Source organism: Hyunsoonleella sp. 2307UL5-6 (assembly GCF_047345485.1).
Taxonomy (GTDB): domain Bacteria; phylum Bacteroidota; class Bacteroidia; order Flavobacteriales; family Flavobacteriaceae; genus Jejuia.
On record NZ_JBLFEN010000010.1, the window covers coordinates 42,176 to 66,755 of the forward strand.

The window sequence follows — 24,580 nt, forward strand, 5'->3', positions numbered from 1 at the left end:
AATTATGTGCCAAAAACCGCGTAAATAATTACATAGGGTGCGATTTCGAGAGCGCAAAGATACAAAATAAAATAGAAAAAATTAGTTTTTATAGTATTTTGATACATTTTGAGTGTGGTTATTAAACCACTAATATTAACAATACCTAGTAAAATAATTACAGTGTAAATTATAGTTTGATTAGGTACAATAGTATAAATTAAAATAGCATTAATTGGTAGTAATAAAAGGCCTAAATAATTTTTATAACTTATTTTTTGAAAGATATACGCGCCTATAATAGTTTCAATTTCAAAAAGGCTAGCTAATAGGCGCTCAAAGAGTACTTTTGCCAACATAAAAATACTAATACCTACCATTAATTTAATAATTAAGTTAGTGTTTATTTCTATAGTGTTTGTTATGTTTTCAAAACACAATAGACAAAATATAGCGCTTGAAATAACTAGATTTAAAAATAATAAACCATCGTAGTAATCTAAAAATTTTTGGTCTTTACCATATATCTTTAAATATTTAGAGTTACTAATAACCAAAATAAATTCTTGAAAGCGTTTTGGAGCTATACTTTTGGCTAAGGCAATAGCTATCAAACACACAAGGAGTAAAATAGTATACAGTGTATATGATGGTACTTCTCGAAGCATGGGTTAAAATTATCATAAATTTTACACAAGTGACGAATTATTACGAAGTTTTTAAAAAAAATAATAGCTTAAAAATGTACATTTGTCCCTATTATTAGTTTACATGAAGGACGCTGTTGTAATAATTCCAACGTATAATGAGATTGAAAATATAGAGCTTATCATTAAGGCTGTATTTTCACAATCTAGAGCAATACATATTCTTATAGTAGACGATAATTCTCCAGATGGTACTTCGGATAAGGTAAAAGCATTACAAAATCAGTTTCCTGGAAGATTACATTTAAAACAGCGTAAAGAAAAATCAGGATTAGGTACTGCTTATATTCTTGGATTTAAGTGGTGTTTGGTTAGAGATTATCTCTATATTTTTGAAATGGATGCAGATTTTTCGCATGATCCTGAGGATTTAATACGACTATATGAAGTTTGTGAAAACGGAAAGGCAGATATGTCCATTGGTTCCAGATATAAAACAGGTGTTAATGTTGTAAACTGGCCTATGGCTAGAGTTTTAATGTCATATTTGGCATCTAAATATGTGAGGTTTATTACTGGAATGAAGATTGCTGATACAACAGCAGGATTTGTATGTTATAAACGCCATGTATTAGAAACCTTAGATTTAAGACGTATAAAATTTATAGGCTACGCTTTTCAAATTGAAATGAAATTTAAAACCTACCTTAAAGGTTTTAAAATAGTAGAAGTTCCTGTGATTTTTACAGATAGAACAAGAGGTGCATCTAAATTAAGTTCTGGGATTATTTCTGAAGCAGTTTTTGGAGTTATTTCAATGAAATTAAAAAGTTTATTTAAAAGAAAATAAATACAATGAAGCTAAAAAGAACACTTATAAAAAATGCTAAGATTGTAAACGAAGGCACTATTTTTAATGGTGATATATTAATTGAAGGCGAATTTATAAAACAAATTAATGCTTCTATTAGTGCAAAATGGGCAGATGTAACAATAATAGATGCTGAAGGCAAATATGTATTACCTGGTGTTATTGACGACCAAGTCCATTTTAGAGAACCTGGGCTAACTCATAAAGCAAATATTGCAACAGAATCTAAAGCGGCTTTAGCTGGCGGGATAACTTCTTTTATAGAAATGCCCAATACCAATCCACAAACCACAACAGTTGAAAAGCTTGAGGAAAAATTTGAGATAGCATCCAAAACATCCTTAGCAAATTACTCATTTATGTTTGGTGGCACTAATGATAATTTAGATGAGATTTTAAAAGTTGACGATACTACTGTAGCTGGTTTAAAATTATTTTTAGGCTCTTCTACAGGGAATATGTTGGTTGACGACCCTAAAGTTTTAGAGAAAATTTTTAGAAGTACAAATATGGTGATTTCTGTACATTGTGAAGATGAAGCCACAATTAGAGAAAATTTAAAGACATATGTTGCACAATATGGCGAAGATATTCCTTTAGAAAAGCATCCCATCATAAGAAGCCAAGAGGCATGTTATCTTTCATCGTCTACTGCAATAAAATTAGCTAAAGAAACTGGTGCAAGATTGCATGTATTCCACTTATCAACAGGAATAGAGACCAACTTGTTTACCAATACCATACCTTTAAAAGATAAGAAAATAACAGCCGAGGTTTGTATACATCATTTATGGTTTTCAGACGAAGATTATAAGAAAAAAGGCACGCATATTAAGTGGAATCCTGCTGTTAAAACCGCTGATGATAGAGATCAATTATGGGAGGCGTTACTAGACGATAGAATAGATGTGATTGCTACCGACCATGCCCCACATACTATAGAAGAGAAAAATAACGTTTATACAAAAGCGCCATCTGGTGGTCCATTAGTGCAGCATGCATTGCCTGCTATGTTAGAAATGTATCACAAGGGTAAGATTTCAATAGAAAAAATAGTAGAAAAAATGTGTCATAATCCAGCTATTTTATTTCAAGTAGAAAAAAGAGGTTATATAAAAGAGGGATATTATGCAGATGTAGTGTTGGTAGATTTAAATAATCCTTGGACTGTACAAAAAGATAATATTTTATATAAATGTGGCTGGTCGCCTTTTGAAGGTGCAACGTTTAAATCTAGAATTACACATACCATTCTAAACGGTAGTTTAGTCTATCAAAATTTTAAATTTTCAGAAGTAAAAGCGGCTAAAAGATTAACATTTTCTCGATGATATATAAAAAAATATTAGTTCTGTTTTGTGTTTTAGTAGTACTGTCTTCCTGCTATAAGTATAATAAACCAGAGGAACCTGATAATCTTATTTCTGAAGAAACCATGGTTCATGTTTTACTAGATTTAAAACTTATTGGAGCAATTACAGGAAGAGATAAAAAAGTTTTAGATAGTGCTAAAGTGTCAACAGACGCTTACATCTATAAAAAATATAACATAGATAGTTTACAATTTGCACAGAGTAATGCATACTACACCTATTATATGGAAGATTATGCCGAAATTTATGTAAAAGTAAAAGATAGCTTATCTAAACTCAAAGTACATTATAAAGATTTAGTTGATAAAGAACGTTTAGAGCGAGATACTGCAGATTCATTAAAAGCTATCAAACTAGAGTTGGAACAATTAGATATAGATAGTGATTTGAATATTGAGGACACTAAGCTTATTGCACCTGTTTCAAATAGAGATTCCCTGTCTTTATAATTACAGTTTCAATAGGCTCAAATTTGTAGTCTAAAGCATGTGTTAATTTTAAATTACTATACTTAGTTTCAGTACTTAAAGAGGCTGCTAATTGTTTGGTAAGCCCTCTTCGTTTTCCTGTAAGTTTTTGTTTTAACCAATCTAATCGCCAACCAAATGCTAATAATAATGGTGTAGCTAGTTTTTTTGGCGGTTTTACGTTTAAAGCTTTAGCTGTAGTTTGCAAAAATGTTTTATAAGACCAATTTTCAGAAACTAAAATATATTTTTCATTTTTAATATCACTTTCTAGTATACGTAACATAATATTAACAACATCATTTACGCTAACTAAGCCTACAGTTCCAGAGGTATAATACGTAATGCTATTATAAACTTTTTTAAAGATACTCCCAGACCCATTACTCCAAATTCCACCACCAATAATTACACCAGGGTTTACTATAACCGCATCAAGACCTTCTTGAGTTCCTCGCCATACTTCCATTTCTGCACCATATTTAGTAATAGCATATACGCTATTGTCGTCTTCAGGATTCCAATGAGTTTCTTCAGTTATAGATTTGTTTTTTAAAGGCTTGCCTAAAGTTGCAATAGAACTCACGTAACATATTTTTTTTACGTGGTTGGTAAGGCAAAGGTTAACCACATTTGCAGTTCCGTCAATGTTTGCACGTCTTAATTGCTGGTATCTATTAGGTTCAAAAGATACAAGTGCAGCACAATGATATACAAAATCTATATTGTTAAGTGCTTTATCTAAATCAGGAATATTTAAAATATCGGCTTTTACCCATTCAATCTTATTAAAAAGAGATTGATAAGTTTCAGTATAACTAGAAAACACGCGCTTTACGTTCTCAAGTTTGTGTTTAGTTCGGTAAATTGCCCTAACACTGTTGTTATTAGAAATTAATTTGTAGAGTAAATGTGCGCCTACTAAACCTGTGCCTCCAGTTACTAGAATCATACTACAAAAATAATGAATATCTAACGTTTTAGCCTTTAATTTTTATAGTTTCAGTGGTTGATTATGTTTTGAGTTTTGTTTTAAGCAATGAAACATTGAATATCTTTTTTTTAAATTAAGTATACTTTTATCTGTCCAAAGAATTATATATAATCACGCACTATTTATAACTGTATTTTTATATTTGCGCTAGTTTTTTAAATTTATAGAAAATGATAAGCAATTTTGTAGAAGAGTTAACATGGAGAGGCATGATACATACAGTGATGCCTGGTGCTGAACAACATTTAATGGAGGGTATGAAAAGTGCTTATGTAGGCTTTGATCCTACGGCCGATTCTTTACATATAGGAAATTTAGTACCAATTATGCTTTTGGCACATTATCAACGTTGTGGCCATAAACCAGTAGCTTTAGTTGGTGGTGCAACCGGTATGATTGGAGATCCGTCTGGTAAATCTAGCGAGCGTAACCTTTTAGACGAAAAAACATTGCGCCACAACCAAGACGCTATAAAAGCCCAATTAGCACATTTTTTGGATTTTGAAAGTAATGCTGATAATGCTGCGGTTTTGGTAAATAACTATGACTGGATGAAAGAATTCTCTTTTTTAGAATTCATTAGAGATGTGGGCAAGCATATTACTGTAAACTATATGATGGCAAAAGATTCTGTAAAAAACAGAATATCTTCTGATGATTCTGATGGTATGAGTTTTACAGAATTTACCTATCAGTTAGTACAAGGTTACGATTTTTTGCATTTATATAGAGATAATAACTGCTCTATGCAAATGGGCGGTAGCGACCAATGGGGAAATATTACCACAGGTACCGAATTAATTCGTCGTATTGCTAGTGGAAAAGGATATGCAATTACATGTCCGTTAATTACAAAATCTGACGGTTCTAAATTTGGAAAATCAGAAGGTGGAAATGTATGGCTTGATGCCAATAGAACGTCACCTTATAAGTTTTATCAATATTGGTTAAATTCTAGTGATGAAGATGCTGAGAAGTACATTAAAATTTTCACCTTTTTAAATGAAGATGATATTAACGCACTTATTACCGAGCATAACGCAGCACCGCATTTGCGGGTTTTACAAAAACGTTTAGCTGAAGAAATAACAACAATGGTACATTCTAAATCAGACCTAGAAAATGCTATTAAAGCGAGTAATATTCTCTTCGGAAAATCTACTAGTGAAGATTTAAAAGCACTTAACGAGCAAACGTTTTTAGATGTGTTTGAAGGTGTACCACAAACTGAAATTAATGAATCTGAGATTTTAGAAGGTGTTGATATTATCGCTGCACTTGCTGAAAAAGGAGGCTTTTTAAAATCAAATAGTGAAGCCAGACGTGCACTTAAAGAAAACTCAATTTCAGTAAATAAAGAAAAAGTAAAAGAGGATTACAAAATTACTAAAGCAGATTTAATAAATAATAAGTTTGTATTGCTACAGCGTGGTAAAAAAAATTACTTTGTTTTAACTGTTAAATAAAACAAAGCCCAATCGAGAGATTGGGCTTTTAAACTAACCAACTTACTAAAATTAATCTTTCTTTATTCTTAGCTCTAACTTTGTCGTACCCTTTTCCAGTTACTTACAAAGTTTTTAATTATTTTTTTAATTTTATAGTTTCCCAGTTTTTATCGGCTGTTTCAATGATCTTATTTTGATTTTCTTCAAGCCATAATTTTAAGGTATTTGTGCCCCACGCATTATAGAATAAGTAAAGCTTATTGTTTTTTATTAAATATGATTTTGGATTTATAGAAACCTTATCACTTTTTAAAGCTACAGCATAAGCACAATAACCACCATATTGCGGCACGTATTGTTCTGGTTGCTTTAAAAATAAATTAAGATGTGCTTTTGAAGAAAATTTATAAGCAACACCATCAAAAGTGGTTTGGAATGTTTTGTCTCCTTCTTCTGCTTTGTTGGCAAAGTATGCTACTACGTCATATCCATTGGCGGCAAATCCTTTTTTTGTGTTATAATCTATAGTTTGAGAAAATACCGCAGTACTAAGTATAAGGAAAAGAAAAGTTATTTGTTTCATAGTGTATAAGTTTATAAATAAGTCGTAATCATACTAATTAACTTAATCGTATTATAGCTATAGCACCATTAAGTTACAGCCTCTAATGTCAGATTGATCAAAACGCCCAATAACTTCAAATGTGTTATCATCAAAAACTCTTCCCAAATCTTGTGTGGCAATAAATGAACATGAATTGGTATTTGCTAAATCTACAATATTTAATCCTCCAGCTTTTCCGTGCGTTTGCAGCGTTAAAGGGTCTTCTGTATCTCGTGTTAACACTTTCATCCAAGGTGGTGTTTTAAAAATACCATTTCCATCAGAATAGGCTTGACTTAGTAGTTCGGTCATACCATACTCGCTATGTATAGTATCAACTCCAAAGCCAGATTTAAGAATATGGTGTAGCTCTGTTCTAATTAGTTCTTTTCTACGACCTTTCATACCACCAGTTTCCATAATAATGGTATTGTTTAGTTTAAATTTATAGGTTTCAACCAAATCTACTAAGGCAAATGAAACTCCAATTAACAATATTTTTTTTCCAGATGAATCAAGACTAACAAGTGTGTCTTTTAATTCTGAAATATTATCTAAATAAAAACCACTTTCTTTAGATTTTGATTTTATAATTAAATCATTCACCATATATACTAAAGATGATCCTTTGCGTTCTAGGTACGATGGTAATAGCGCTAAAACCGTATAGTTTTCTATGTCTCCGTAAAAGTAATTAAATCCTTTTGTGAAACTTTTTGTGTAAATGTCTAAGTTAGAAACATAATGTTTGCTAGTTGTACCACCTGTAGTTCCAGAGCTAGTAAATAAAGTTGCTGTGTCTTGGGGGTTACATGTTACTTTTCTAGTTTTAAAAAATTCTATAGGTAAAAAAGGGATATCGCTTATTTTAGTTACATCACTTGGGTGCGTGTATAGTAAATCACAAAAAGAACGGTATACTTTATTGTTTGCAAATTGATATTTAAAAACATCTAGAGCAATAGAATTAAACTCTTGCTCTGTTTCTATATTAAAAACTATATCTGTATTTTTTAACATCTAAAGTAAAGTAATCTAATTTTTAGTTAAATTTTAAGTAGGAAACTACAAAAGTATGTAAAATTAAAAAGCGTTGCTATATGCAACGCTTTTTAAATAATGGTGTGTAAAATTAATTATTGAACTACTATTTTTTTTGTTGATGTAGTATTGTTTTGGGACACTTCTAAAATATAAACGCCACTTTTTAAAGTAGAAATATTTAATTTATTATTGCTTATTTGTTTGCTTAAAACCTGATTACCAATAATATCAAATATTTTAATATTTAATTTAGTATTAAAATTGCTAACTATACTTATAAATTCTTCTGATACTGGATTTGGATAAATAGTAAAGCTAGCAATATTATTATCGTTGATAAAAAGCGTACTTCTCATAAAAGTTGCAATTGGAAAAGTTGAGTTGCAACTTTCGTTAGATGTACAATTGTCTACAGCATTAATGCCACTAAAAGACCATTCGCTTAATGTGAAATTAGTATTAGGACCACTGTCGTTATTGCGGTAAGCCCATCCATCAAGATACTCCCAATCTTGATTTGTACCATCTGTATTGATATCTCCAAAAATATCAACAACACTTTCAGCACCTTCAAAAAAAGACGTTTCATCATAAAATAACTCTATGGCATCATCACCGTTAATAGAAGCTACATCAGAAGTAAAATTTGCTGCAAAATTAAAATAAGCTAAAAAGTCAAATGCACTTGATGAAATATAAATAAATTCACCAGCACTGGCTGAACCAAGTAATTCTAATTCTGGGCCATCAGAACCGTCACCATTATTGGCAGAACCCACAGCGTATCTTGTAAGTGCTGGTATATCGTTAATAGCATATAGTTCTATAACTTTAGGAGATCCTCCTGTTAAAGGGCCATCAAACACACCAGTTATAATAAGATCTGTTTGACTAAAACTAGTTAAACAAGTTAAAAAAGCGAAAGCTACAATGTAATGTTTTTTCATAATCTAGATTTTTTTTTTAAATGATTAAGCAAAATTATAGTGAATAATATGATTATCAACAGTGTCGTTTAATTGTTGTTGTTTTAATTATAATGGCATAACCGTATATTAACTTTGTAGCCGTTTTAACTATTACTAGATAGATATTGCTTCAATAAAAGATATAAATGTGAAATGTTACGATAGATAAACTTATCGTGTTTTTATCAAATATTTAAATACATAAGTTTACTTGTCTACTACTAGTAATTGTGATAAAGTCTTATGATGTAGTGTTGATGTGGATTGCCTAATTGATAGATTCGTTTTACTTTGAATATTGTATATGATGAGGTTATTATTTATTTCAAAGGAAATATTTGAATTCCCGCTAAGGATTCTGTAAAAGACTATAGATTGACTTGAAACTATTATAAAATAAAACAGATGTATTACTATAATTCAATTAAAGGCTATTTCTTTTTTCTATAATGCTTCTGTAGAGATAGTTAAAATTATCTAAGCAATTATTTTATTACTAATTTTCGTGTTTCACTTATAGTATCTTCTGTAATTTTTAAGATATATACACCTGATTTTAAGTCTGAAATATCTAGTGCTTTTCTTGTAGAAACGGTTTTCTTAACCTGTGTGCCTAACACATTATAAACTGCAATTTTTTTAAGTGCTGTTCTATTATTACTTGTTATAAAAATTGTAGATACACTATTTTTAACAGGATTTGGGTATACAGATAAACCCTCAATACCTTTATCTAAGGTTGTAGAAAACTGATTGTTTTGAGCAAATACTTTCTGGATAGGTAAGCTCAAAAATACGATGAAAACTAATAATAGGTAGATGTTCTTCATAAATGGGGTATTATATAGAATAAAAGTATTACAAATACATCAAAAGCCATACCAAAATAATGTTAAAGATTTATGTTTTACATCGAAAAATCGTGCATTAGTAATACGACAGTGTTACCATTTTGTTATTAATCATCCAAAGTTTGTTAATTATCGGTAATAGTATTTATATTTACTTTGAAACTAAATCAAACAAATCCTAATGAATAAAAAGGATATTAAAATTCTTCTTGTAGACGATGAACCAGATATTTTAGAAATAGTTGGTTATAATTTATCAAACGAAGGGTATCAAGTTATTACAGCTGAAAACGGAGTAGAAGCTGTTAAAAAAGCAAAAAAAGAATTACCACAGTTAATAATTCTTGATGTAATGATGCCAGAAATGGATGGTATAGAAGCGTGTGAAAACATAAGAAAACATCCTGATTTAAAAGATACAGTTATTACGTTTTTAACTGCAAGAGGAGAAGATTACTCTCAGGTGGCAGGTTTTGATGCTGGTGCAGACGACTATATTACTAAACCTATTAAGCCTAAAGTATTAATAAGCAAAGTAAAAGCACTTTTACGTCGTTTTAAAGAAGATGTTAAAGACACGGTTAAAATTGGTAATCTTGTAATTAATAGAGATGAATACAAAATTGTATTAAAAGGAAACGAAATTATCTTACCAAGAAAAGAATTTGAATTATTATCTTTATTGGCGTCTAAACCAGGTAAAGTTTTTAAACGTGATGAGATTTTAGATAAAGTATGGGGTAACGAAGTTGTTGTTGGAGGACGTACTATAGATGTACACATACGTAAATTGCGAGAAAAAATTGGAGACAAAAGTTTTAAAACCGTTAAAGGAGTAGGCTACAAGTTTGTAGAATAATGGAAGTAAAATTTAAAAAATCTTATAAGTTTGCGATAAATACATCGCTTTACACTACCATATTTTTTACACTCTTAATGAGTGTTTTTTTATATTACTATTTTACATTTAAGTGGTTACCAATTTTAATTTTTGGTATAGTTTTCTATGTTTTTTCTTTTTTAATCATCCAATATCGTGTAGAACGTTATATATACAGGCGTGTAAAAACTATTTACGATGATTTAACACTTTTAGAATCTACAAGTTTAACCCGAGGTGCTATTACCACAGATATGGCTACCTTAACTCAAGAAATTGACAAATTTGCCAGGGATAAAAAATTAGAAATAGAAACACTTAAGGTGCGAGAACAGTATCGTAAAGAATTTTTAGGTAACGTATCACACGAATTAAAAACACCACTTTTTACAATTCAAGGCTATATTTTAACGCTTTTAGATGGTGCTATGGATGATGCAAAAATCAGAAAAAAATATTTAAAACGTGCTAATAGTGCTGTAGAACGCTTAGGTTATATTGTAAGCGATTTAGATTTAATCACCAAGTTAGAAGCCGGAAATTTACGTTTACAACCAGAGGTTTTTAATATTATAGAGCTAGTAAACGAAGTATTTGGAATGGTAGAAATGCGCGCTAACGAAAAGAAAATAACACTTACGTTTGATAGAGACTATGATAACCCCATAATGGTTCGTGCAGATAAAGAGCGCATTCAACAAGTGCTAGTTAACCTTATTATCAATTCCTTAAAATATGGGCGCATAAAGGGCACTACAGAAGTTAGTATAGAAAATTTAATTAAAAACAAGGCCATTGTTAGAGTAACAGATAATGGCGAAGGCATTGAAAAAAACCATTTAGCCCGATTATTCGAAAGGTTTTATCGTGTAGATAAAAGTGGCTCCAGGCGCGAGGGTGGCTCAGGTCTAGGACTTTCTATAGTAAAGCATATTATCGAAGCGCATGATGAACGTATTTATGTAGAAAGCGAATATGGCGTAGGTAGCGAATTCTCCTTTACTTTAGAAAAGGCTAAATAAATCGGCGTAATCTAATGTTGTATTAAAGCTCTTAAGGCCTTTGTAGTCTGATGTTTTATTCAGTAATAAAATATTAAAATCTTCTTGCTTACAACTAGGTACAAAACCTTGGTCGTTAAGTCGTTTTGCTAAATATTCCTGTTCTGTTTGTCCTGGTGTAGGAATAAAAAATGCCTTTTTCTCTAGTTTGGCTAAATCCATAATGGTAGTATAACCAGATCTAGATAACACTATTTTACTACTATTAATTGTTTTTTCAAGACGTGCAGACGTCATAAAATTATAAAGTGTTACGTTATTTTTCTGCACTATACTTTGGTGTTTCTCAGGGATACCTTGTACAAAAACAACTGTTCCTTTAAAGGTTTTAAGAGCTTTAAGAAGCCTATCTTCCAATATCGAGCGTTGTGGTTCAGGGCCAGAGAGCAATACCAATAAATCAATAGTTTCATCAATATCAATTTTGGTAAATCTACTTATGGGGCCAATATATTTTGTGGTAATACTAAGTTGTTTTTTATGCCCTAATTTACCCGATAAATTTAAATCACTCTCCGCATCAGGTACCCAACATTCATTAAAACGAGATATATAGCTGTCGTGTAATTTTGTGCTTAACCAAGTCATATTACCGCTCAAAACATGCAGTTGGTGCGTTATAAAGGCGCAAGGGATTTTTTCATGATGAACACCCAGTCTATTGTCAGAAATAATTCCACTAATCTTATGCGTTTCAACAATACCTGCAACAGCCTTTTTTTCAGCCTTAATAGCCTTTAAAAGTTTAGGAGAATCCTTAATTAGCTTCAATTTAAAATATTTTCCTTTTTTAGCGTAGCTTATATTGTAAGACGGCAGTTCAATAGATGAAAACTCTGGAAACTCCTTTCTTAACAATGTTAAAGCAACACCATCACTGGCAATTATAGGCTCAAAACCGTCGGTAAATAAGGCTTTAATTATTGGTATACATCTAGTGGCGTGCCCTAAACCCCAATTTAACGGTGCAATAAGTATTCGTTTTTTCATTAAAATTATTTGGGCGTGCCCCAAAAAGGGTCGGGCTTTCGGCAGTCGCTTTTTTGTGTTGCATAGGTGCAACAACACAAAAAGAGCTTCAATAAATGCCTCAATCCCTCACGCAGGTTTAGGTTAATACCATGTTTTTATTAGAAATAAGCAGTAAAATCATCATATGTTTTTGTGTCAATTTCAAATAAAAAATGAATGTAATCAAAAGTAAAGATACTAACCTTGTATTATATTTCCTTAATATTAAGAAATTTTCAATTTCAGTAAAAAGTCAATTAAAATTAATACTCACTTTAAAATATAGATATAAAACACAGCTCTAAATAAAGGATGTCTAAAAAAGAAATTCTCTATTTTTACCAATTCAAACTAAATAATAGTAAAGATACTTTGGGAAGTAAAAATAAACTAAAACGGTTTAAGGAAAACGATACCTTTGCCAATGTATTTCAACCTTCAAGAGAAGAGTTAGTTAATGGAAACTATACCCTAAAAGGCGAGTGGAATACAACTTTTTTTAAAAATAAAAACCCTATCGTTTTAGAATTAGGCTGCGGAAAAGGGGAATACTCAGTAGCACTGGCTCAAAAATATCCTAATAAAAATTTTATTGGAGTAGATATTAAAGGCGCTCGGTTTTGGCGAGGTGCAAAAACAGCTTTAGAAGATAATTTACCTAATGTTGCTTTTTTACGCACACAAATAGAGCTTATAGATTACGCATTTGCAGAAAATGAGGTAGACGAAATTTGGATTACCTTTCCAGACCCGCAAATAAAATATAAACGTACAAAACATAGATTAACCAATTTAGTGTTTTTAGAGCGTTATAAGCATATTTTAAAGCCAGATGGGATAATGAATTTAAAAACAGATAGCGAATTTATGCATGGTTATACTTTAGGGTTATTACACGGTGCAGGCCACCAAGTATTATACGCTAATCACAACGTTTATAAACAGGAGGGAAGTCCAGAGGAAGTAACAAGTATACAAACATTTTACGAGTCGCAATACTTAGAAAAAAATAAACCAATTACCTACATTAAGTTTAAAATAAATTAATACATGAGTTTAACTCTTATCTTTTTTTTAGGATTATTTTTTGCGCTTGTAGGAGTTATTCCTCCAGGGTTGTTGAATATGACAGCTGCAAAAATTAGCCTAAAAGAAGGACATGTTAGGGGTATTGTATTTTCCATAGGTGTTTGTATTGTTGTATTTGCACAAACCTATTTAGCTGCAATTTTTGCAAGATATTTAAGTAAAAACCCTGAGGTAATTGATATTTTAAGAAGTGTAGCACTAGTTATTTTTATACTAATCACCATATATTTTCTATTTATCGCAAAGGCCTCATCAAAACAACAAATTAAGCCTAAAATAAAAAGTAAGCATAGTCGGTTTTTTCAGGGCATGCTTATGTCTGCTATTAATGTATTTCCAATTCCTTATCAAGCGTATATGACGATTACTTTAGCATCTGTTGGGTGGTTAAATTTTGAGCAAACAAGTATTGTGTCTTACGTTATAGGAGCAGGTATGGGTACATTTGTAATGTTATACATATATATATTCTTTTTTGACAAAATAAAGAGTAAGACATTTACATCTCAAAAAAACATGAATTATATTATAGGTGGCATTACAGGAATTATTTCCGTTATCACCTTAATTAATGTGATAAAAGATTGGTAAAATGAAACCAGAAACCTTAAGTTTTTTTGATAAAGTTTATGAAGTGGCCAAACAAATTCCACATGGTCGCGTTACAAACTATGGTGCTATTGCTAAATATTTAGGAGCCGCCAGAAGTGCAAGAATGGTAGGTTATGCTATGAATGGCTCACATGGTAAAAACGTGCCAGCGCACCGGGTGGTAAACAGAAAAGGTTTATTAACCGGTAAGCATCATTTTGAGGGTACTAATTTAATGCAGCAACTATTAGAAAGTGAAGGCGTTGTGGTAAAAGAAAACCAAATTCAAAATTTTGATGAGGTGTTTTGGGATCCTGCTGTAGAATTGTAATTATTTCCTAATTTTTTAAAAATTTACAAATATTTGTAATTCTCAATCCATAACAAAACCCAATAACTAAATCAATAAAACTTCTAATATCTAGTTATTGCCTTCAAGCTTTATTGCCTATCTTTGTAATTAGAATGATTCTGAATAATAAACATGAAACTTAATAAAGAAGATATATTAAAAGCCCTAGAAACCATTACTGTACCTGGAGAAGGACAAAACATGGTAGAAAGTGGTGCTGTAAAAAATGTAGTTACGTTTGCTGATGAAGTAATTGTTGATATTACGATAACAAACCCTAGTTTACAAGCTAAGAAACGTACAGAAGTTGATATCCTTAAAACCATTCACGAAAAAGTGTATGAAAAGGCAAAAATTACTGTAAATATAAAAGTCGAAGCACCAGAAAAACCAAAAGCTAATGTTATTAAGGGAAAACCAATTCCTGGAATTCAAAATATAGTAGCAATAGCCTCAGGTAAAGGCGGTGTAGGTAAATCTACAGTTACTGCAAATTTAGCAGTGTCTTTGTCTAAAATGGGCTTTAAGGTTGGTATTCTAGATGCTGATATTTATGGGCCATCTATCCCGATTATGTTTGATGTTGCTTCTGAGAAACCTTTAGCTGTAAACATTGACGGTAAATCTAAAATGAAACCCATAGAGAATTATGGTGTAAAAGTATTATCTATTGGATTTTTTACACAACCAGACCAAGCTGTGGTATGGCGCGGGCCTATGGCAGCAAAAGCTTTAAATCAAATGATTTTTGATGCACATTGGGGAGAATTAGATTTCCTATTGTTAGATTTACCTCCTGGTACTGGAGATATTCATTTAAGTATTATGCAATCGCTTCCAATTACAGGAGCAGTTGTAGTAAGTACACCGCAAAACGTAGCTTTGGCCGATGCTAAAAAAGGAGTGGCAATGTTTCAGCAAGAAAGTATAGATGTGCCTGTTTTAGGAATTATTGAAAATATGGCGTACTTTACACCTGAGGAGTTACCAGATAATAAGTATTATATTTTCGGTAACGCTGGTGCTAAACATCTAGCAGAAGATTTAAAAGTGCCTTTTATTGGAGAAATTCCGTTAGTACAAAGTATTCGAGAAGCTGGTGATGTTGGTCGACCTGCGGCTTTACAAACAGCAACACCTTTAGAGAAAGCTTTTGAGGTAATAACACAAAATGTAGTACAAGAAGTTGTAAAGCGTAATGATAATTTACCACCAACTGAAGCAGTAAAAATCACCACAATGGCTGGATGTTCAGCTGTGAAAAAATAAATCTATTTAATCTTTTTTTATTAAAAGTTACATAGGAAAACATAAGACATGACATCAGAAGAACTAAGAGAAAAAGTTGAAATAGCACTAGAAGAAATTAGACCATTTTTACAAAGTGACGGTGGTGATATCTCTTTATTATCTATAGAGGACGATAAATTAGTAAAAGTACAATTACAAGGTGCATGTGTGGGCTGTAGTGTTAACCAAATGACATTAAAATCTGGTGTTGAAATGACCATAAAAAAACATGCGCCACAAATAGAGCAAGTTGTTAATATAGAGGTGTAACTATAATTAAATTCTGCAAAACTTTCAGTTTTATTCATGTTTTTGTAATGAACACCCTAAAAACCTTCAATAAAATTAGATATTTCACAAATTTTATAAATCCTAGTAAATTAGTAGGATAAACATTTAAAAGTTTAAATTACATCACTTAAATTTGCGGCACGAATTATGTTACGCTCCATAGCGTAGCACAAACAGTAAAGTATGCAAGACATAAACATAAAAATAACAGATAGAGATGGTGTAACCCACGATATTGTAGCGCCAACTGATATGGCCATGAATTTAATGGAAGTAGTGCGCTCTTATGAGTTGGCACCAGAAGGCACTATTGGTGTTTGTGGCGGTATGGCTATGTGTGCCTCTTGCCAGTGTTATGTGCTAAGTGAAACTGAATTACCTGAAATGGGTGACGACGAAGAAGCCATGTTATCTGAAGCTTTTGATGTAAAAGATACTAGTCGCTTAGGTTGTCAAATTCAAATGACTCCTGAGATGGAGGGTTTAGAGGTGGAGTTAGCACCTGAGAGTTAGTCTAATCTTGTGACTTTACAATTTATTTAGTGTCATATAATTGTATGATATTAATAAAAATTTTTAAAGACAAATTCAATACTTATAGATTTTTTTTAAAGTCTAATAATCAAATAATTTTTTTTAGTGAGCCGTTTTTATCCAAACAGATATGTCTAGATAAAATAGATTTTTTAAGAACTCATTCTAGGGTAATAAAAAACTATAAAAAGTTAAAAGCACAATGCGGGAGTTATTATTTTGTGTATAAAAATCGCAACAATGGCGAGATAATTGGGACTAGCGAAAGTTATTTAGAAGCTAGTACTATGGAACACTCCATTACATTGATGAGAATGGGTATTAGTAAAGTTGAAATAGATAGAGAAGTCTATATAGTTTAGTAGTTAAAATAGTAAAGTATTAATCACGAACAGTTTTTAATATAACTCACAGCTACTTTTACTAGAGTTTTTCAGTCATTTTTCCAATATTTATTTTTTCAGCTCTTGTAAAAGTTATGTCTCTTACATATTCCATTTTTTTCCATAAGTAGGTGTTACCTTTAAGACCTTTTGTAATTTTCATTCGCCTATTTAATCGCTTAATTTCTTTTTCTGTAGCTTTCCTTTTCTCTCCTAACACACCGTAAAGTTTCACTGCTGGATAATCATAAAATTCATTTTTAAATAATGATTTTAACCAAAAAAACCATCCGCTATTTACTCCTAAAAGGCATACGTTTGGATTTGTGGTAGCGTGTTTTGGAAGTTTTTTAGTGAATTTTTCAAAATAAAAACCTGTTTGATTATCATTTAAAAAAAAAGTTCCAATAGGAGTGACAGTAGGATTGTTGTCCGAATTTACAGAAGCAATTGAAATATAGAAGTTTGAGCTAAAACTTTTATTAAAGTGCTTTCTTATTTTATGCCATTCGTATACTAAATCCATCATCTTAATTTTTTATTATTTTTTAAGTTTACTACCCAACTTAAATATAATTTTATTAGAATAAGCTTTATTACTAACGAAATGTAAGTTATTGTTTTTTTAGTAAAGTCAAGAATGAAAATACATGCTTGTAATTATAATATTACCACCAAACTAAAAATACTTTATTTAGTAAGCCATTCTTAAATTTTACCCAAACGAGTGATGCATATTTTTGCTTAAAAAAATCTTTAGCTATAAAAGTAAAAGATTCAAAGTTTGACCAATCAACATTAATATGTGGTGTTATCAACCAATTTTTTTTATTAGGTAAGTAAAATTTACAATCTTTAAACTCATGCAATTCATCTGCTCTTATATAAAACCCAACCACGCAATCATTATTTAGGGTGAGAAGTCTGGTATTTTGGTGCGCTAATGGTAAAAATAATTGCGCTTTAAAATAAACGTGTTGTGATATGTTTTTTGATTTTAAATCTATTGTTTTAAGGTAAGATTTGCAATCGTCAGCATAGAGTAATGGTAATTGCTTATCTCTAAGCTTTTCAAGTTTTTCAATTAAAGAATCTTTTCTATTGGGGCCAATAAAATGATCAATTTCAGAAGTTCCCACTGTGGCATCATACACATAAAATTTATAGATTATTTCTAGATGAATGGGTTTTCCATCTTTTAATAGCAAACAATCTAACTCGCCTAAAGTCAGTTTATCTTTTTGAATTTGAATATTCTCAGCTAAAATAGAAATATTATGTTGTTGCTTTAACTCAAAAGATACAAAACGCTCTACATATTTTCCAAGGCGTAGGTTTTCATCTAAATTAATAGCTAGTTTATGAAGAGTAGTATTAATTTCAAATTGAGTTAAATTAAAAAGAGGATTTTTTTTCCATAATAAAGGGGTGTTTAAAAAACCTTCGTATCTTTTTTGGAGTGTATTTCTCATATTGCTAACTGTCTTTTCTTTAAAACAGAAATCCATACTATAAGCTAAAAACGACATAGAAATTTATCCTGTTTCGTAATCTGCTAAATTTCTAGGGCCTTCTAATACTATTCTAACAATTTGTAGCGTGCCATCATCTCGAGTAGCTATTTGCCATTTTATTAACGAAATAGCACCGTTTTCAATCTCTAAACCTGTAATACTCCTTGGATGTACACAACTACCGTCGTTAAAAAAAGCAATGTCGCCAGGTTCTGGGAAACGCGGTCTGTGTGTGTGACCGAAAATGGTAAGTAAATTATTGTTTTGGGCAATCCATTTTTTGGCACGTTTCTCAACTTTTATAAGCTCTTTGTAGTTTTTTGCAGGACTTGTAGGGTCTGCTATTCCCATAACATTTAAGGGTTTCCAAAGAATTCTAACCAAAAACCTACTCCATTTCCAAAATAAATAGTTCCACCAATCGGCTTGATGTCCGTGTGTTAAGAATAATTCTTGCCCAGTTAAACAGTGTTTTAAAACAATACCTTCATGATATGTTATATCTCCAAAAAGCTCTACATCTTTACCAACTTTTGGATCAAAATAGGTGGATAAATGTTTCTTTACATACTCAGGGTTTCTGTAAACCATATCATGATTACCCCAAATCATGTGTAAGCGATTATCCTTATGGAATAACTTCATAAGCATATACACATTTTTATGTGCATTTAGAATAGATTCAAAAGTTAAGTTTTCCCAAAGCTCGTCACCATCTCCTAATTCACAATAATTAAAACCTTCAGCATAATAATGTTTTAAAGCATGAAAGTAAATATTACGGTTATTCGCAAAATCGTCAGCAAAACTATTATCACCACGATGACAGTCGCTAAATAATATAAATTTACTATCGTCATCAAAATCGATAACTTTAGCATTGGCGTAGGCTTTATTTAATCGTTTTTTAGAAGAAAACATTAATGTAAATGTAAATAAAAAAAGTGTTTCTAATTTGAAACACTTTTTTTAATATCGTTATTCTATTATTAATGTGTGGCGTACTGTATACCAAATGTTAAGTTATAATTCTGTTTTAATTGAATGCCGTTTAAATCTTGGTATAACGGCGTAGTAATTTCACTAGCAAATCTTAACCCTTTTAAACCACCATTTTTAATCATGTAATTAACTCCAAACCCAGAATTTATAAACGTGCCACCAGAGTTTGCGGTATCTGCTGTGGTTACCATCATTGGGTTTATGAGCGGGTTAGCCCTACTAATTTCATCAACAAGAAGCCCTTGTAATCTTACCGAAAAGCTTAGGTTTTCTCCAGCTCTTGCTGCAATCCAGTTATTAAAACTATAACGATTACCAAATTTGTAATCTTGATCGTTGTTATTAATATTAATAAAGCCAGTAAGTTGGTGCCCCCAAGAAAATAAATCGCATTGTCCTAGATAAGTTAAACCAAGTTTTGTGCCAAAAGAACCCGTTCCTGTTTGCATTGGGTAAGGCAATTGTACAGCATTACCCATAGAAACAGGTAACACGTTTTTTTCCTCAATACTTCCTGTTGGTATATTTATACCAAATTGTGCATGCATTGCTTTTCTGTTTTTATTAAAAATACTGTAAAGTGCATTTACCATAACATCACCAATGCCACTGGTATTAGTATTAAACCTATTACCATTTCTCATTTGTAAATTCATATCATTTTCAATGTAATTAGCCATAGCCATCAAGGTTATTTTATCAGATGGGGCATACATGGCTCCTAGCATATGCATCTGCATTACCATATCCAAAGGTGCAACCATAAAATTAGCATGTGCATCGGCAGTAGTTGCATCTTCAGTTCCTTGCCTTAAATTTCTCATATCCATAGTCATATAACGATAAGAAAACATGAATTCTCCCTTATGGTGCGTATGGTCTGCCATTACAGAAATAGGTGCGTGTCCATCGGGTCTGCTGGAAGACCATAAGCTAGAATCTGAATTGTGAGTATTATGATTTTCGTTTTGTGCAAAAGTTAATGATGTAGCCATATAAAGTATAACAACAAATAATATATTTTTCATCGGTTTTTTTAAAATTTAGTATTAAGTATAATTATTTGGGCAATTGCCTATCTACGGAATCGCAGGCAAGTTGCCACAAGGGTTGGGCTATCTGCTATATCATTCTGCGAAGTAGTCCCAAATGTGTTTTGGGATCTCATCTTTTAAAGAACTATTGGTTTTTAGTGTACATCTTTAGTTCATTAATACTCGCACAAAGGATGTAACTTCTATCCCAAACGCAAAAAAAATCAAGTATTTAAATTATACTAAATCAGGAGGTTGGTAAGCGTAGTCATTATAATCAAAATAATAGAATACGCGGTATGGAGTAGTTTTTAGTTTTTTGTAGTCTTCAATATTATTTAAAACTTTAATATTACAAATATTTACAAAACCTATAGGATAGTTTTCTAAAGATATACTTAACGATTTAAGAGGATTGTTTTCTTGTTGCTTTTCAATTTCTTTAACTAAATGGCACTTACCATTACATTGCAGTTGTGGTTTATCTTTATTAATACACAAAAACTCTGCAATATAGTCTTGGTTTAAAATATATTCAACATAAGGTTGTACAGGTTTCAACATAGCAAGTATGTAGAGACAAACAAAATATGTAGCAATCCATCTATGCAAGACTTTTTTTTGCAAATATAGTTTTCACCTATATGTCAAACAAAAAAATCTGGGTGATATTAGTTATAATAATCACCCAGATTAACTAATGATAACTAAAAAAAATTACTTGTTATTAAATTGTTTTTCTACAGAGAGGATCGGCTCCAATTGTGCCAATTAGACGATCTAAATAATTGTCTGATTTTACCTTATTGTATTGTGTTTTCACAAATGCTAATCTATCTTCAATATTCATTTGAATTATTAAATCCTTATTATTTGTATCATTTATAAAATCTTCTAAATACGATATCTGAGATTCATAGAATTTAATATCTTTTTGCTGCTTTAATTTCAAACGATTAATATACCAGTCGCTATTTACAACATAATCTCTATCAAAAAATTTACGCAATTCAGGATCGCTAATATCTTTACCTTTATATTCGCCATAAGCCATAATGTGTAATAATATTTGTAAAGGTGGAATAGCAGCATCAATACTACCATCTTCAAAATAGTTAAGTGCAACTTTTTGTTGGGCTTCGGTAATATTGTTAATACCGTCCACAAAATCCTCCATACCTTGTAGTTCTGGTTTTAGCATTCTTTCACCAAATACAGCAGTAGGTTCATCAAAAATTCTATTTAAACAATGTAATGCAAATGTTTTGGTAATTCTGTATCCTAATCTACTTGCTAATACTTTTTCGCCTTTATAATCAAAATCTTCAAGTTTTTCAAGCGAGCCATTTTTAATTAAGTTTTTTGGATCTCTATCCTCAGGCGCCATTCTAGCCCATATTTCTGGGATTAATAAACTTACGTCATGGTCTATTTTGTTTTCAGCACCAACATAACCAGCAGCGGTACTAAATCCGTTAGATTCTGTTAGAATATGTGATAGTAAAGCGTTATTTAAATCTGTTGTTGGCGTTAGCATATTAAACGGTGCTTTGGTTAATGCACCCTCAGATCCAGCTCCAGTAGTTGAAGGTGATTTACCAGTTAAACTACAAATGAAATCCATAAATAATTCTGGAGTTTCTTGATAGTGAATAGGGTTGTAAACCGCCAATGGCCTAATACCAGCTTTTTTATCAACTGGGTTGTTTCTTCGTCCGGGTAAAACGGCATTTACAGTATGAATTACAGGGTCTTCTAATTTAATTTTACGTTTTAAGCGCACACCCATATCTGAAATATAAGAAGCTTCTGTTTCGTTATAAAATTTATTTGGCTCTAAATACCGAGGGTTTTTAGTAGGCAAACCATCTTCAATAATTCTCGGGTGCGATGGCAAAACAAATTGTATATCGTCCTCATCACTATCAATAATCTCTTTTATGAAATCTTGTACAGGTTGTGTGTATTTGTCATAATTAATAGTGTCTTCATAGATATCGATAGCGTCTTTTTTAGTTAACATTTCGTAGTTAGTTAAAAATCTACCATTTGAAATTATATCTAATTCAGCACCTTTATCATAACCTCTTACAATGGCTTCGTCCGGTCTTTGGAATAAATGTGCTTCACAGTTTGTTAGAATTTTTACACTTTTATTTTCGTATTCAGGATTTAAATCTTTAAACTGATTTTTAGGTAATGTTATAGAAGCTGAGATATCATCCTCTGTTTGAATTTTTTCAGATGCAGAAAAATCCGAACGTAATTTGTTTAACATCCAATTACCTTGTTGGTTAAACCCAATACGCACATAACTACCTACAACAGGGTTATTATTGTATAGGAGAGAGGTGCCTTTTTCACCATTAATTATATCTACAGACATTAAGTCTTTCCAGTTAAGATTTGCACCATGAGCTTGTCTAAATAGTCGTTTTACGAATAGCACCAAAGAGCGAATATGTACAGGAATGTTTTCTAACCATGTATTAAATTCATCAGAGTTTTCTTCTGATGGTGTTAATAGTTTTACAACTGAACCCAAAGTTCTTTTTTCACTTAAAAAGGATCTAGATTTTGGCCTGTTTGGATCTTTATCTCTCCATCTTGTTGAGTAATTAAATTCAATAATTTCATCAGCTTTTTTAAAATCTTCTTCTATGTTGTGAATATTAAATCTACCATAGGTAATGGCATTTTGCATTGATTTAGAAATCTCAGATTTACCACCACCAGACACCGTACAAGGTTTATGGCAAAATACGCCTTCTGGATAAGTTTCTACCATGCGCCATAGGTTGATAGATTTGTGTTTTTCTAACCTTAGCTTATTTCCAGAAGGGTGTATATAGGTTTTAAAAGGTGATAACTTTAATTTTTGTGCTTTGCCTTTATAGCTCCAAGAGATACTATTAGTATTTATATCGAAATAAGACGACTCTGGTATGTAAAGTATATTAGGATAGGAATTATCTACCGCGTAATTTTCAGGTTTTATTGTAATACGATCTCCTAATATGTTTTTTACATCTTCAAAAGTATGATCTAGTCCATAATATTTGTTGTAGTCATTACAATTTACAGTATCACCCATAACACGTCTAGCATAAGCTATAGCGCCACCAGCATGTTCTTCTTCTAAAACACCATATAAATTGGCAGAATAACTAATTTGGGTTTTAATCTCTTTTTTAGAATATCCGTAATAATTATCGGCAATCAAAGTTATAACCACCCCGCTGTCGTCTCTACAGGTAATTTTAAAGGCGCCACCATCATTATAAAGCTCATGTTCTTCTATCCAGCACATACCATCTTTTTTCTGGCGATCTGTAGCAGCATCAAAATGCGGAAGACCTACATCTTTCTTTTTAAGTTTTAATAATTGAGGTGCAAGAATGATACATCCTGTATGTCCTGTCCAGTGTTCTGGATCTAATGCAGCATCATTATGTGCTAAATTAGGGTTGCCTGCATTACCAAAAATATTTTCAACAAAATCCAAATTACTTACTAAAGAACCAGGCGCAAAAAATCTAACTTCTAATCTTTTTTCGCTAATAGCACCTTTTACCTCAGGGCATACTACTGGCCTTAAAAGCATAGAAACCATAGTGTGGGCTTTATCTTCTTGGTTTGATGTAAATGGAAGTATATTTAATTCATTTGAAGGTTTAAAAGCTTCATTGATAAAATGTGCTAGTACTACTTTAGGTACTTCTTTTTTATCTAATGGCACTGGAAGAGGCCCTTCAACAATATGAAACGTCCCTTTGGTTGTTCTTTTGTCATGTAATGGGTTGTTTAAAATGCCTTGCTTTAGTCGTTTTGAGTTTACTAAATTGCTTTTAAAAGAATTGCCGTCAGGTGGTAAACTAGCCTCTCTTGCTTGTCCTTTTTTAGAAAGTATTAATGTATTATTTGGTAATTTATAAGATTTATTTATCGATACATCTTTTAAATAACCGTCTATAAAATTTTGAATTCTTGCATCAGCAGGTGCTAAATGATCTGCCAAAAGTCTTGATTTTTCTTTAAGACTCATAATTAGCGGACGTGTTGTTTTTTCAAACTCTGGATCGCAAAATTTTTCAGTACTATTCGCTTTGTCTTTAAAAACGGGTTGTCCTATTGAAGCTAATTGTAGATTAATAAATTGAATGATGTCTTTTCTTGATGTTTCCATAATAATCTAACTTTAATTTTGCTCGTATACCTTGTTAAGGTTTGAAACAAAGTTAAGTTTAGAGGTACTGAAAAAACCTGTCAAAAGTCATGTTACCATTAATTTTTTTACGATAA

General features: G+C 31.4%; 25 protein-coding genes. 12 read left to right on the plus strand and 13 right to left on the minus strand.

From position 1 onward, the window contains the following. Nucleotides 1–2: 2 nt before the first annotated feature. A complete protein-coding gene (locus ACKGJY_RS14870; RefSeq protein ID WP_413974692.1) occupies nucleotides 3–647 on the minus strand; it encodes a DUF4271 domain-containing protein in 645 nt (214 codons plus the stop codon). 103 nt (nucleotides 648–750) lie between these two features. Between ACKGJY_RS14870 and ACKGJY_RS14875 the strand changes: the two genes are divergently transcribed. Genes ACKGJY_RS14875 through ACKGJY_RS14885 form a run of 3 tightly spaced genes read left to right on the plus strand, consistent with a single transcriptional unit; the run spans nucleotide 751 to nucleotide 3,319 of the window. Next, nucleotides 751–1,476, plus strand: coding sequence for a polyprenol monophosphomannose synthase (locus ACKGJY_RS14875; RefSeq protein WP_413974724.1), 726 nt, complete (start codon nucleotides 751–753; stop codon nucleotides 1,474–1,476). Between the two features lie 5 nt (nucleotides 1,477–1,481). After that, nucleotides 1,482–2,828 carry a dihydroorotase gene (locus ACKGJY_RS14880; protein ID WP_413974693.1) on the plus strand — a complete coding sequence of 449 codons (1,347 nt, stop codon included), beginning with the start codon at nucleotides 1,482–1,484 and terminating at the stop codon, nucleotides 2,826–2,828. Then, nucleotides 2,825–3,319: a DUF4296 domain-containing protein gene (locus ACKGJY_RS14885; protein WP_413974694.1), complete on the plus strand. Its 495-nt coding sequence runs from the start codon at nucleotides 2,825–2,827 to the stop codon at nucleotides 3,317–3,319. Before ACKGJY_RS14880 ends, ACKGJY_RS14885 begins: the two co-directional genes overlap by 4 nt. Here the strand turns inward: ACKGJY_RS14885 and ACKGJY_RS14890 are convergent. After that, nucleotides 3,279–4,289 (minus strand): NAD-dependent epimerase/dehydratase family protein, encoded by a 1,011-nt coding sequence (locus tag ACKGJY_RS14890; protein ID WP_413974695.1) that lies wholly within the window; start codon nucleotides 4,287–4,289, stop codon nucleotides 3,279–3,281. The genes ACKGJY_RS14885 and ACKGJY_RS14890 overlap by 41 nt on opposite strands. A gap of 212 nt (nucleotides 4,290–4,501) precedes the next feature. Here ACKGJY_RS14890 and tyrS point away from each other — a divergent pair, with 212 nt between their 5' ends. Continuing rightward, nucleotides 4,502–5,797 carry a tyrosine--tRNA ligase gene (tyrS, locus tag ACKGJY_RS14895; RefSeq protein ID WP_413974696.1) on the plus strand — a complete coding sequence of 432 codons (1,296 nt, stop codon included), beginning with the start codon at nucleotides 4,502–4,504 and terminating at the stop codon, nucleotides 5,795–5,797. 118 nt (nucleotides 5,798–5,915) lie between these two features. Here tyrS and ACKGJY_RS14900 read toward each other — a convergent pair whose 3' ends face one another. The 4 genes from ACKGJY_RS14900 to ACKGJY_RS14915 form a co-directional block, all read right to left on the minus strand. Then, the gene (locus tag ACKGJY_RS14900) at nucleotides 5,916–6,362 is read right to left on the minus strand and encodes a YHS domain-containing (seleno)protein (protein ID WP_413974697.1); all 447 of its coding nucleotides are present in this window, start codon (nucleotides 6,360–6,362) and stop codon (nucleotides 5,916–5,918) included. 57 nt (nucleotides 6,363–6,419) lie between these two features. Further along, nucleotides 6,420–7,403 carry an acyl transferase gene (locus ACKGJY_RS14905; protein ID WP_413974698.1) on the minus strand — a complete coding sequence of 328 codons (984 nt, stop codon included), beginning with the start codon at nucleotides 7,401–7,403 and terminating at the stop codon, nucleotides 6,420–6,422. A 116-nt stretch (nucleotides 7,404–7,519) separates the two neighbouring features. Beyond that, nucleotides 7,520–8,374 (minus strand): T9SS type A sorting domain-containing protein, encoded by an 855-nt coding sequence (locus ACKGJY_RS14910; protein ID WP_413974699.1) that lies wholly within the window; start codon nucleotides 8,372–8,374, stop codon nucleotides 7,520–7,522. 506 nt (nucleotides 8,375–8,880) lie between these two features. After that, nucleotides 8,881–9,225, minus strand: coding sequence for a T9SS type A sorting domain-containing protein (locus ACKGJY_RS14915; RefSeq protein WP_413974700.1), 345 nt, complete (start codon nucleotides 9,223–9,225; stop codon nucleotides 8,881–8,883). A 202-nt stretch (nucleotides 9,226–9,427) separates the two neighbouring features. Between ACKGJY_RS14915 and ACKGJY_RS14920 the strand changes: the two genes are divergently transcribed. Together ACKGJY_RS14920 and ACKGJY_RS14925 are read left to right on the plus strand one after the other, a co-directional pair. Further along, nucleotides 9,428–10,105, plus strand: coding sequence for a response regulator transcription factor (locus tag ACKGJY_RS14920; RefSeq protein WP_413974701.1), 678 nt, complete (start codon nucleotides 9,428–9,430; stop codon nucleotides 10,103–10,105). Continuing rightward, nucleotides 10,105–11,148 carry a sensor histidine kinase gene (locus tag ACKGJY_RS14925; protein WP_413974702.1) on the plus strand — a complete coding sequence of 348 codons (1,044 nt, stop codon included), beginning with the start codon at nucleotides 10,105–10,107 and terminating at the stop codon, nucleotides 11,146–11,148. The genes ACKGJY_RS14920 and ACKGJY_RS14925 overlap by 1 nt, the downstream gene beginning before the upstream one ends. Here the strand turns inward: ACKGJY_RS14925 and ACKGJY_RS14930 are convergent. Next, nucleotides 11,131–12,177: a glycosyltransferase gene (locus ACKGJY_RS14930; RefSeq protein WP_413974703.1), complete on the minus strand. Its 1,047-nt coding sequence runs from the start codon at nucleotides 12,175–12,177 to the stop codon at nucleotides 11,131–11,133. The two genes, ACKGJY_RS14925 and ACKGJY_RS14930, sit on opposite strands and share 18 nt — an antisense overlap. 393 nt (nucleotides 12,178–12,570) lie before the next feature. Between ACKGJY_RS14930 and trmB the strand changes: the two genes are divergently transcribed. The 6 genes from trmB (at nucleotide 12,571) to ACKGJY_RS14960 (ending at nucleotide 16,324) form a co-directional block, all read left to right on the plus strand. After that, the gene (gene trmB, locus ACKGJY_RS14935) at nucleotides 12,571–13,245 is read left to right on the plus strand and encodes a tRNA (guanosine(46)-N7)-methyltransferase TrmB (protein ID WP_413974725.1); all 675 of its coding nucleotides are present in this window, start codon (nucleotides 12,571–12,573) and stop codon (nucleotides 13,243–13,245) included. A 3-nt stretch (nucleotides 13,246–13,248) separates the two neighbouring features. Continuing rightward, nucleotides 13,249–13,878, plus strand: coding sequence for a lysine transporter LysE (locus ACKGJY_RS14940; RefSeq protein ID WP_413974704.1), 630 nt, complete (start codon nucleotides 13,249–13,251; stop codon nucleotides 13,876–13,878). 1 nt (nucleotide 13,879) lies between these two features. Next, on the plus strand, nucleotides 13,880–14,209 hold the full coding sequence (locus ACKGJY_RS14945; RefSeq protein WP_413974705.1) for an MGMT family protein: 330 nt from the start codon (nucleotides 13,880–13,882) through the stop codon (nucleotides 14,207–14,209). Nucleotides 14,210–14,362: 153 nt separating this feature from the next. Then, a complete protein-coding gene (locus tag ACKGJY_RS14950) occupies nucleotides 14,363–15,499 on the plus strand; it encodes a P-loop NTPase (protein ID WP_413974706.1) in 1,137 nt (378 codons plus the stop codon). A 48-nt stretch (nucleotides 15,500–15,547) separates the two neighbouring features. Next, nucleotides 15,548–15,790, plus strand: a complete 243-nt coding sequence (locus tag ACKGJY_RS14955) for a NifU family protein (protein ID WP_413974707.1) — start codon at nucleotides 15,548–15,550, stop codon at nucleotides 15,788–15,790. Nucleotides 15,791–15,994: 204 nt separating this feature from the next. Then, on the plus strand, nucleotides 15,995–16,324 hold the full coding sequence (locus tag ACKGJY_RS14960) for a ferredoxin (RefSeq protein ID WP_413974708.1): 330 nt from the start codon (nucleotides 15,995–15,997) through the stop codon (nucleotides 16,322–16,324). Nucleotides 16,325–16,768: 444 nt separating this feature from the next. On the opposite strand, the gene ACKGJY_RS14965 is transcribed toward ACKGJY_RS14960, so the two are convergent. The 6 genes from ACKGJY_RS14965 to ACKGJY_RS14990 form a co-directional block, all read right to left on the minus strand. After that, complete coding sequence (locus ACKGJY_RS14965) at nucleotides 16,769–17,257, minus strand: pyridoxamine 5'-phosphate oxidase family protein (protein WP_413974709.1); 489 nt, start codon at nucleotides 17,255–17,257, stop codon at nucleotides 16,769–16,771. Nucleotides 17,258–17,396: 139 nt separating this feature from the next. Beyond that, the gene (locus ACKGJY_RS14970) at nucleotides 17,397–18,200 is read right to left on the minus strand and encodes a DUF1853 family protein (RefSeq protein ID WP_413974710.1); all 804 of its coding nucleotides are present in this window, start codon (nucleotides 18,198–18,200) and stop codon (nucleotides 17,397–17,399) included. A 63-nt stretch (nucleotides 18,201–18,263) separates the two neighbouring features. After that, nucleotides 18,264–19,163, minus strand: a complete 900-nt coding sequence (locus tag ACKGJY_RS14975) for a serine/threonine protein phosphatase (protein WP_413974711.1) — start codon at nucleotides 19,161–19,163, stop codon at nucleotides 18,264–18,266. A gap of 68 nt (nucleotides 19,164–19,231) precedes the next feature. Then, the gene (locus tag ACKGJY_RS14980) at nucleotides 19,232–20,272 is read right to left on the minus strand and encodes a transporter (RefSeq protein WP_413974712.1); all 1,041 of its coding nucleotides are present in this window, start codon (nucleotides 20,270–20,272) and stop codon (nucleotides 19,232–19,234) included. Between the two features lie 243 nt (nucleotides 20,273–20,515). Then, on the minus strand, nucleotides 20,516–20,842 hold the full coding sequence (locus ACKGJY_RS14985) for a hypothetical protein (RefSeq protein ID WP_413974713.1): 327 nt from the start codon (nucleotides 20,840–20,842) through the stop codon (nucleotides 20,516–20,518). A 163-nt stretch (nucleotides 20,843–21,005) separates the two neighbouring features. Continuing rightward, nucleotides 21,006–24,464: a hypothetical protein gene (locus ACKGJY_RS14990; RefSeq protein WP_413974714.1), complete on the minus strand. Its 3,459-nt coding sequence runs from the start codon at nucleotides 24,462–24,464 to the stop codon at nucleotides 21,006–21,008. Nucleotides 24,465–24,580: the final 116 nt, after the last annotated feature.

What these genes read in the sequence shown, in the direction of transcription:
- ACKGJY_RS14870 (WP_413974692.1), bottom strand. Translation starts at nt 647, where the DNA reads ATGCTTCGAGAAGTACCATCATATACACTGTATACTATTTTACTCCTT.
- ACKGJY_RS14875 (WP_413974724.1), top strand. Translation starts at nt 751, where the DNA reads ATGAAGGACGCTGTTGTAATAATTCCAACGTATAATGAGATTGAAAAT.
- ACKGJY_RS14880 (WP_413974693.1), top strand. Translation starts at nt 1,482, where the DNA reads ATGAAGCTAAAAAGAACACTTATAAAAAATGCTAAGATTGTAAACGAA.
- ACKGJY_RS14885 (WP_413974694.1), top strand. Translation starts at nt 2,825, where the DNA reads ATGATATATAAAAAAATATTAGTTCTGTTTTGTGTTTTAGTAGTACTG.
- ACKGJY_RS14890 (WP_413974695.1), bottom strand. Translation starts at nt 4,289, where the DNA reads ATGATTCTAGTAACTGGAGGCACAGGTTTAGTAGGCGCACATTTACTC.
- tyrS (WP_413974696.1), top strand. Translation starts at nt 4,502, where the DNA reads ATGATAAGCAATTTTGTAGAAGAGTTAACATGGAGAGGCATGATACAT.
- ACKGJY_RS14900 (WP_413974697.1), bottom strand. Translation starts at nt 6,362, where the DNA reads ATGAAACAAATAACTTTTCTTTTCCTTATACTTAGTACTGCGGTATTT.
- ACKGJY_RS14905 (WP_413974698.1), bottom strand. Translation starts at nt 7,403, where the DNA reads ATGTTAAAAAATACAGATATAGTTTTTAATATAGAAACAGAGCAAGAG.
- ACKGJY_RS14910 (WP_413974699.1), bottom strand. Translation starts at nt 8,374, where the DNA reads ATGAAAAAACATTACATTGTAGCTTTCGCTTTTTTAACTTGTTTAACT.
- ACKGJY_RS14915 (WP_413974700.1), bottom strand. Translation starts at nt 9,225, where the DNA reads ATGAAGAACATCTACCTATTATTAGTTTTCATCGTATTTTTGAGCTTA.
- ACKGJY_RS14920 (WP_413974701.1), top strand. Translation starts at nt 9,428, where the DNA reads ATGAATAAAAAGGATATTAAAATTCTTCTTGTAGACGATGAACCAGAT.
- ACKGJY_RS14925 (WP_413974702.1), top strand. Translation starts at nt 10,105, where the DNA reads ATGGAAGTAAAATTTAAAAAATCTTATAAGTTTGCGATAAATACATCG.
- ACKGJY_RS14930 (WP_413974703.1), bottom strand. Translation starts at nt 12,177, where the DNA reads ATGAAAAAACGAATACTTATTGCACCGTTAAATTGGGGTTTAGGGCAC.
- ACKGJY_RS14940 (WP_413974704.1), top strand. Translation starts at nt 13,249, where the DNA reads ATGAGTTTAACTCTTATCTTTTTTTTAGGATTATTTTTTGCGCTTGTA.
- ACKGJY_RS14945 (WP_413974705.1), top strand. Translation starts at nt 13,880, where the DNA reads ATGAAACCAGAAACCTTAAGTTTTTTTGATAAAGTTTATGAAGTGGCC.
- ACKGJY_RS14950 (WP_413974706.1), top strand. Translation starts at nt 14,363, where the DNA reads ATGAAACTTAATAAAGAAGATATATTAAAAGCCCTAGAAACCATTACT.
- ACKGJY_RS14955 (WP_413974707.1), top strand. Translation starts at nt 15,548, where the DNA reads ATGACATCAGAAGAACTAAGAGAAAAAGTTGAAATAGCACTAGAAGAA.
- ACKGJY_RS14960 (WP_413974708.1), top strand. Translation starts at nt 15,995, where the DNA reads ATGCAAGACATAAACATAAAAATAACAGATAGAGATGGTGTAACCCAC.
- ACKGJY_RS14965 (WP_413974709.1), bottom strand. Translation starts at nt 17,257, where the DNA reads ATGATGGATTTAGTATACGAATGGCATAAAATAAGAAAGCACTTTAAT.
- ACKGJY_RS14970 (WP_413974710.1), bottom strand. Translation starts at nt 18,200, where the DNA reads ATGAGAAATACACTCCAAAAAAGATACGAAGGTTTTTTAAACACCCCT.
- ACKGJY_RS14975 (WP_413974711.1), bottom strand. Translation starts at nt 19,163, where the DNA reads ATGTTTTCTTCTAAAAAACGATTAAATAAAGCCTACGCCAATGCTAAA.
- ACKGJY_RS14980 (WP_413974712.1), bottom strand. Translation starts at nt 20,272, where the DNA reads ATGAAAAATATATTATTTGTTGTTATACTTTATATGGCTACATCATTA.
- ACKGJY_RS14985 (WP_413974713.1), bottom strand. Translation starts at nt 20,842, where the DNA reads ATGTTGAAACCTGTACAACCTTATGTTGAATATATTTTAAACCAAGAC.
- ACKGJY_RS14990 (WP_413974714.1), bottom strand. Translation starts at nt 24,464, where the DNA reads ATGGAAACATCAAGAAAAGACATCATTCAATTTATTAATCTACAATTA.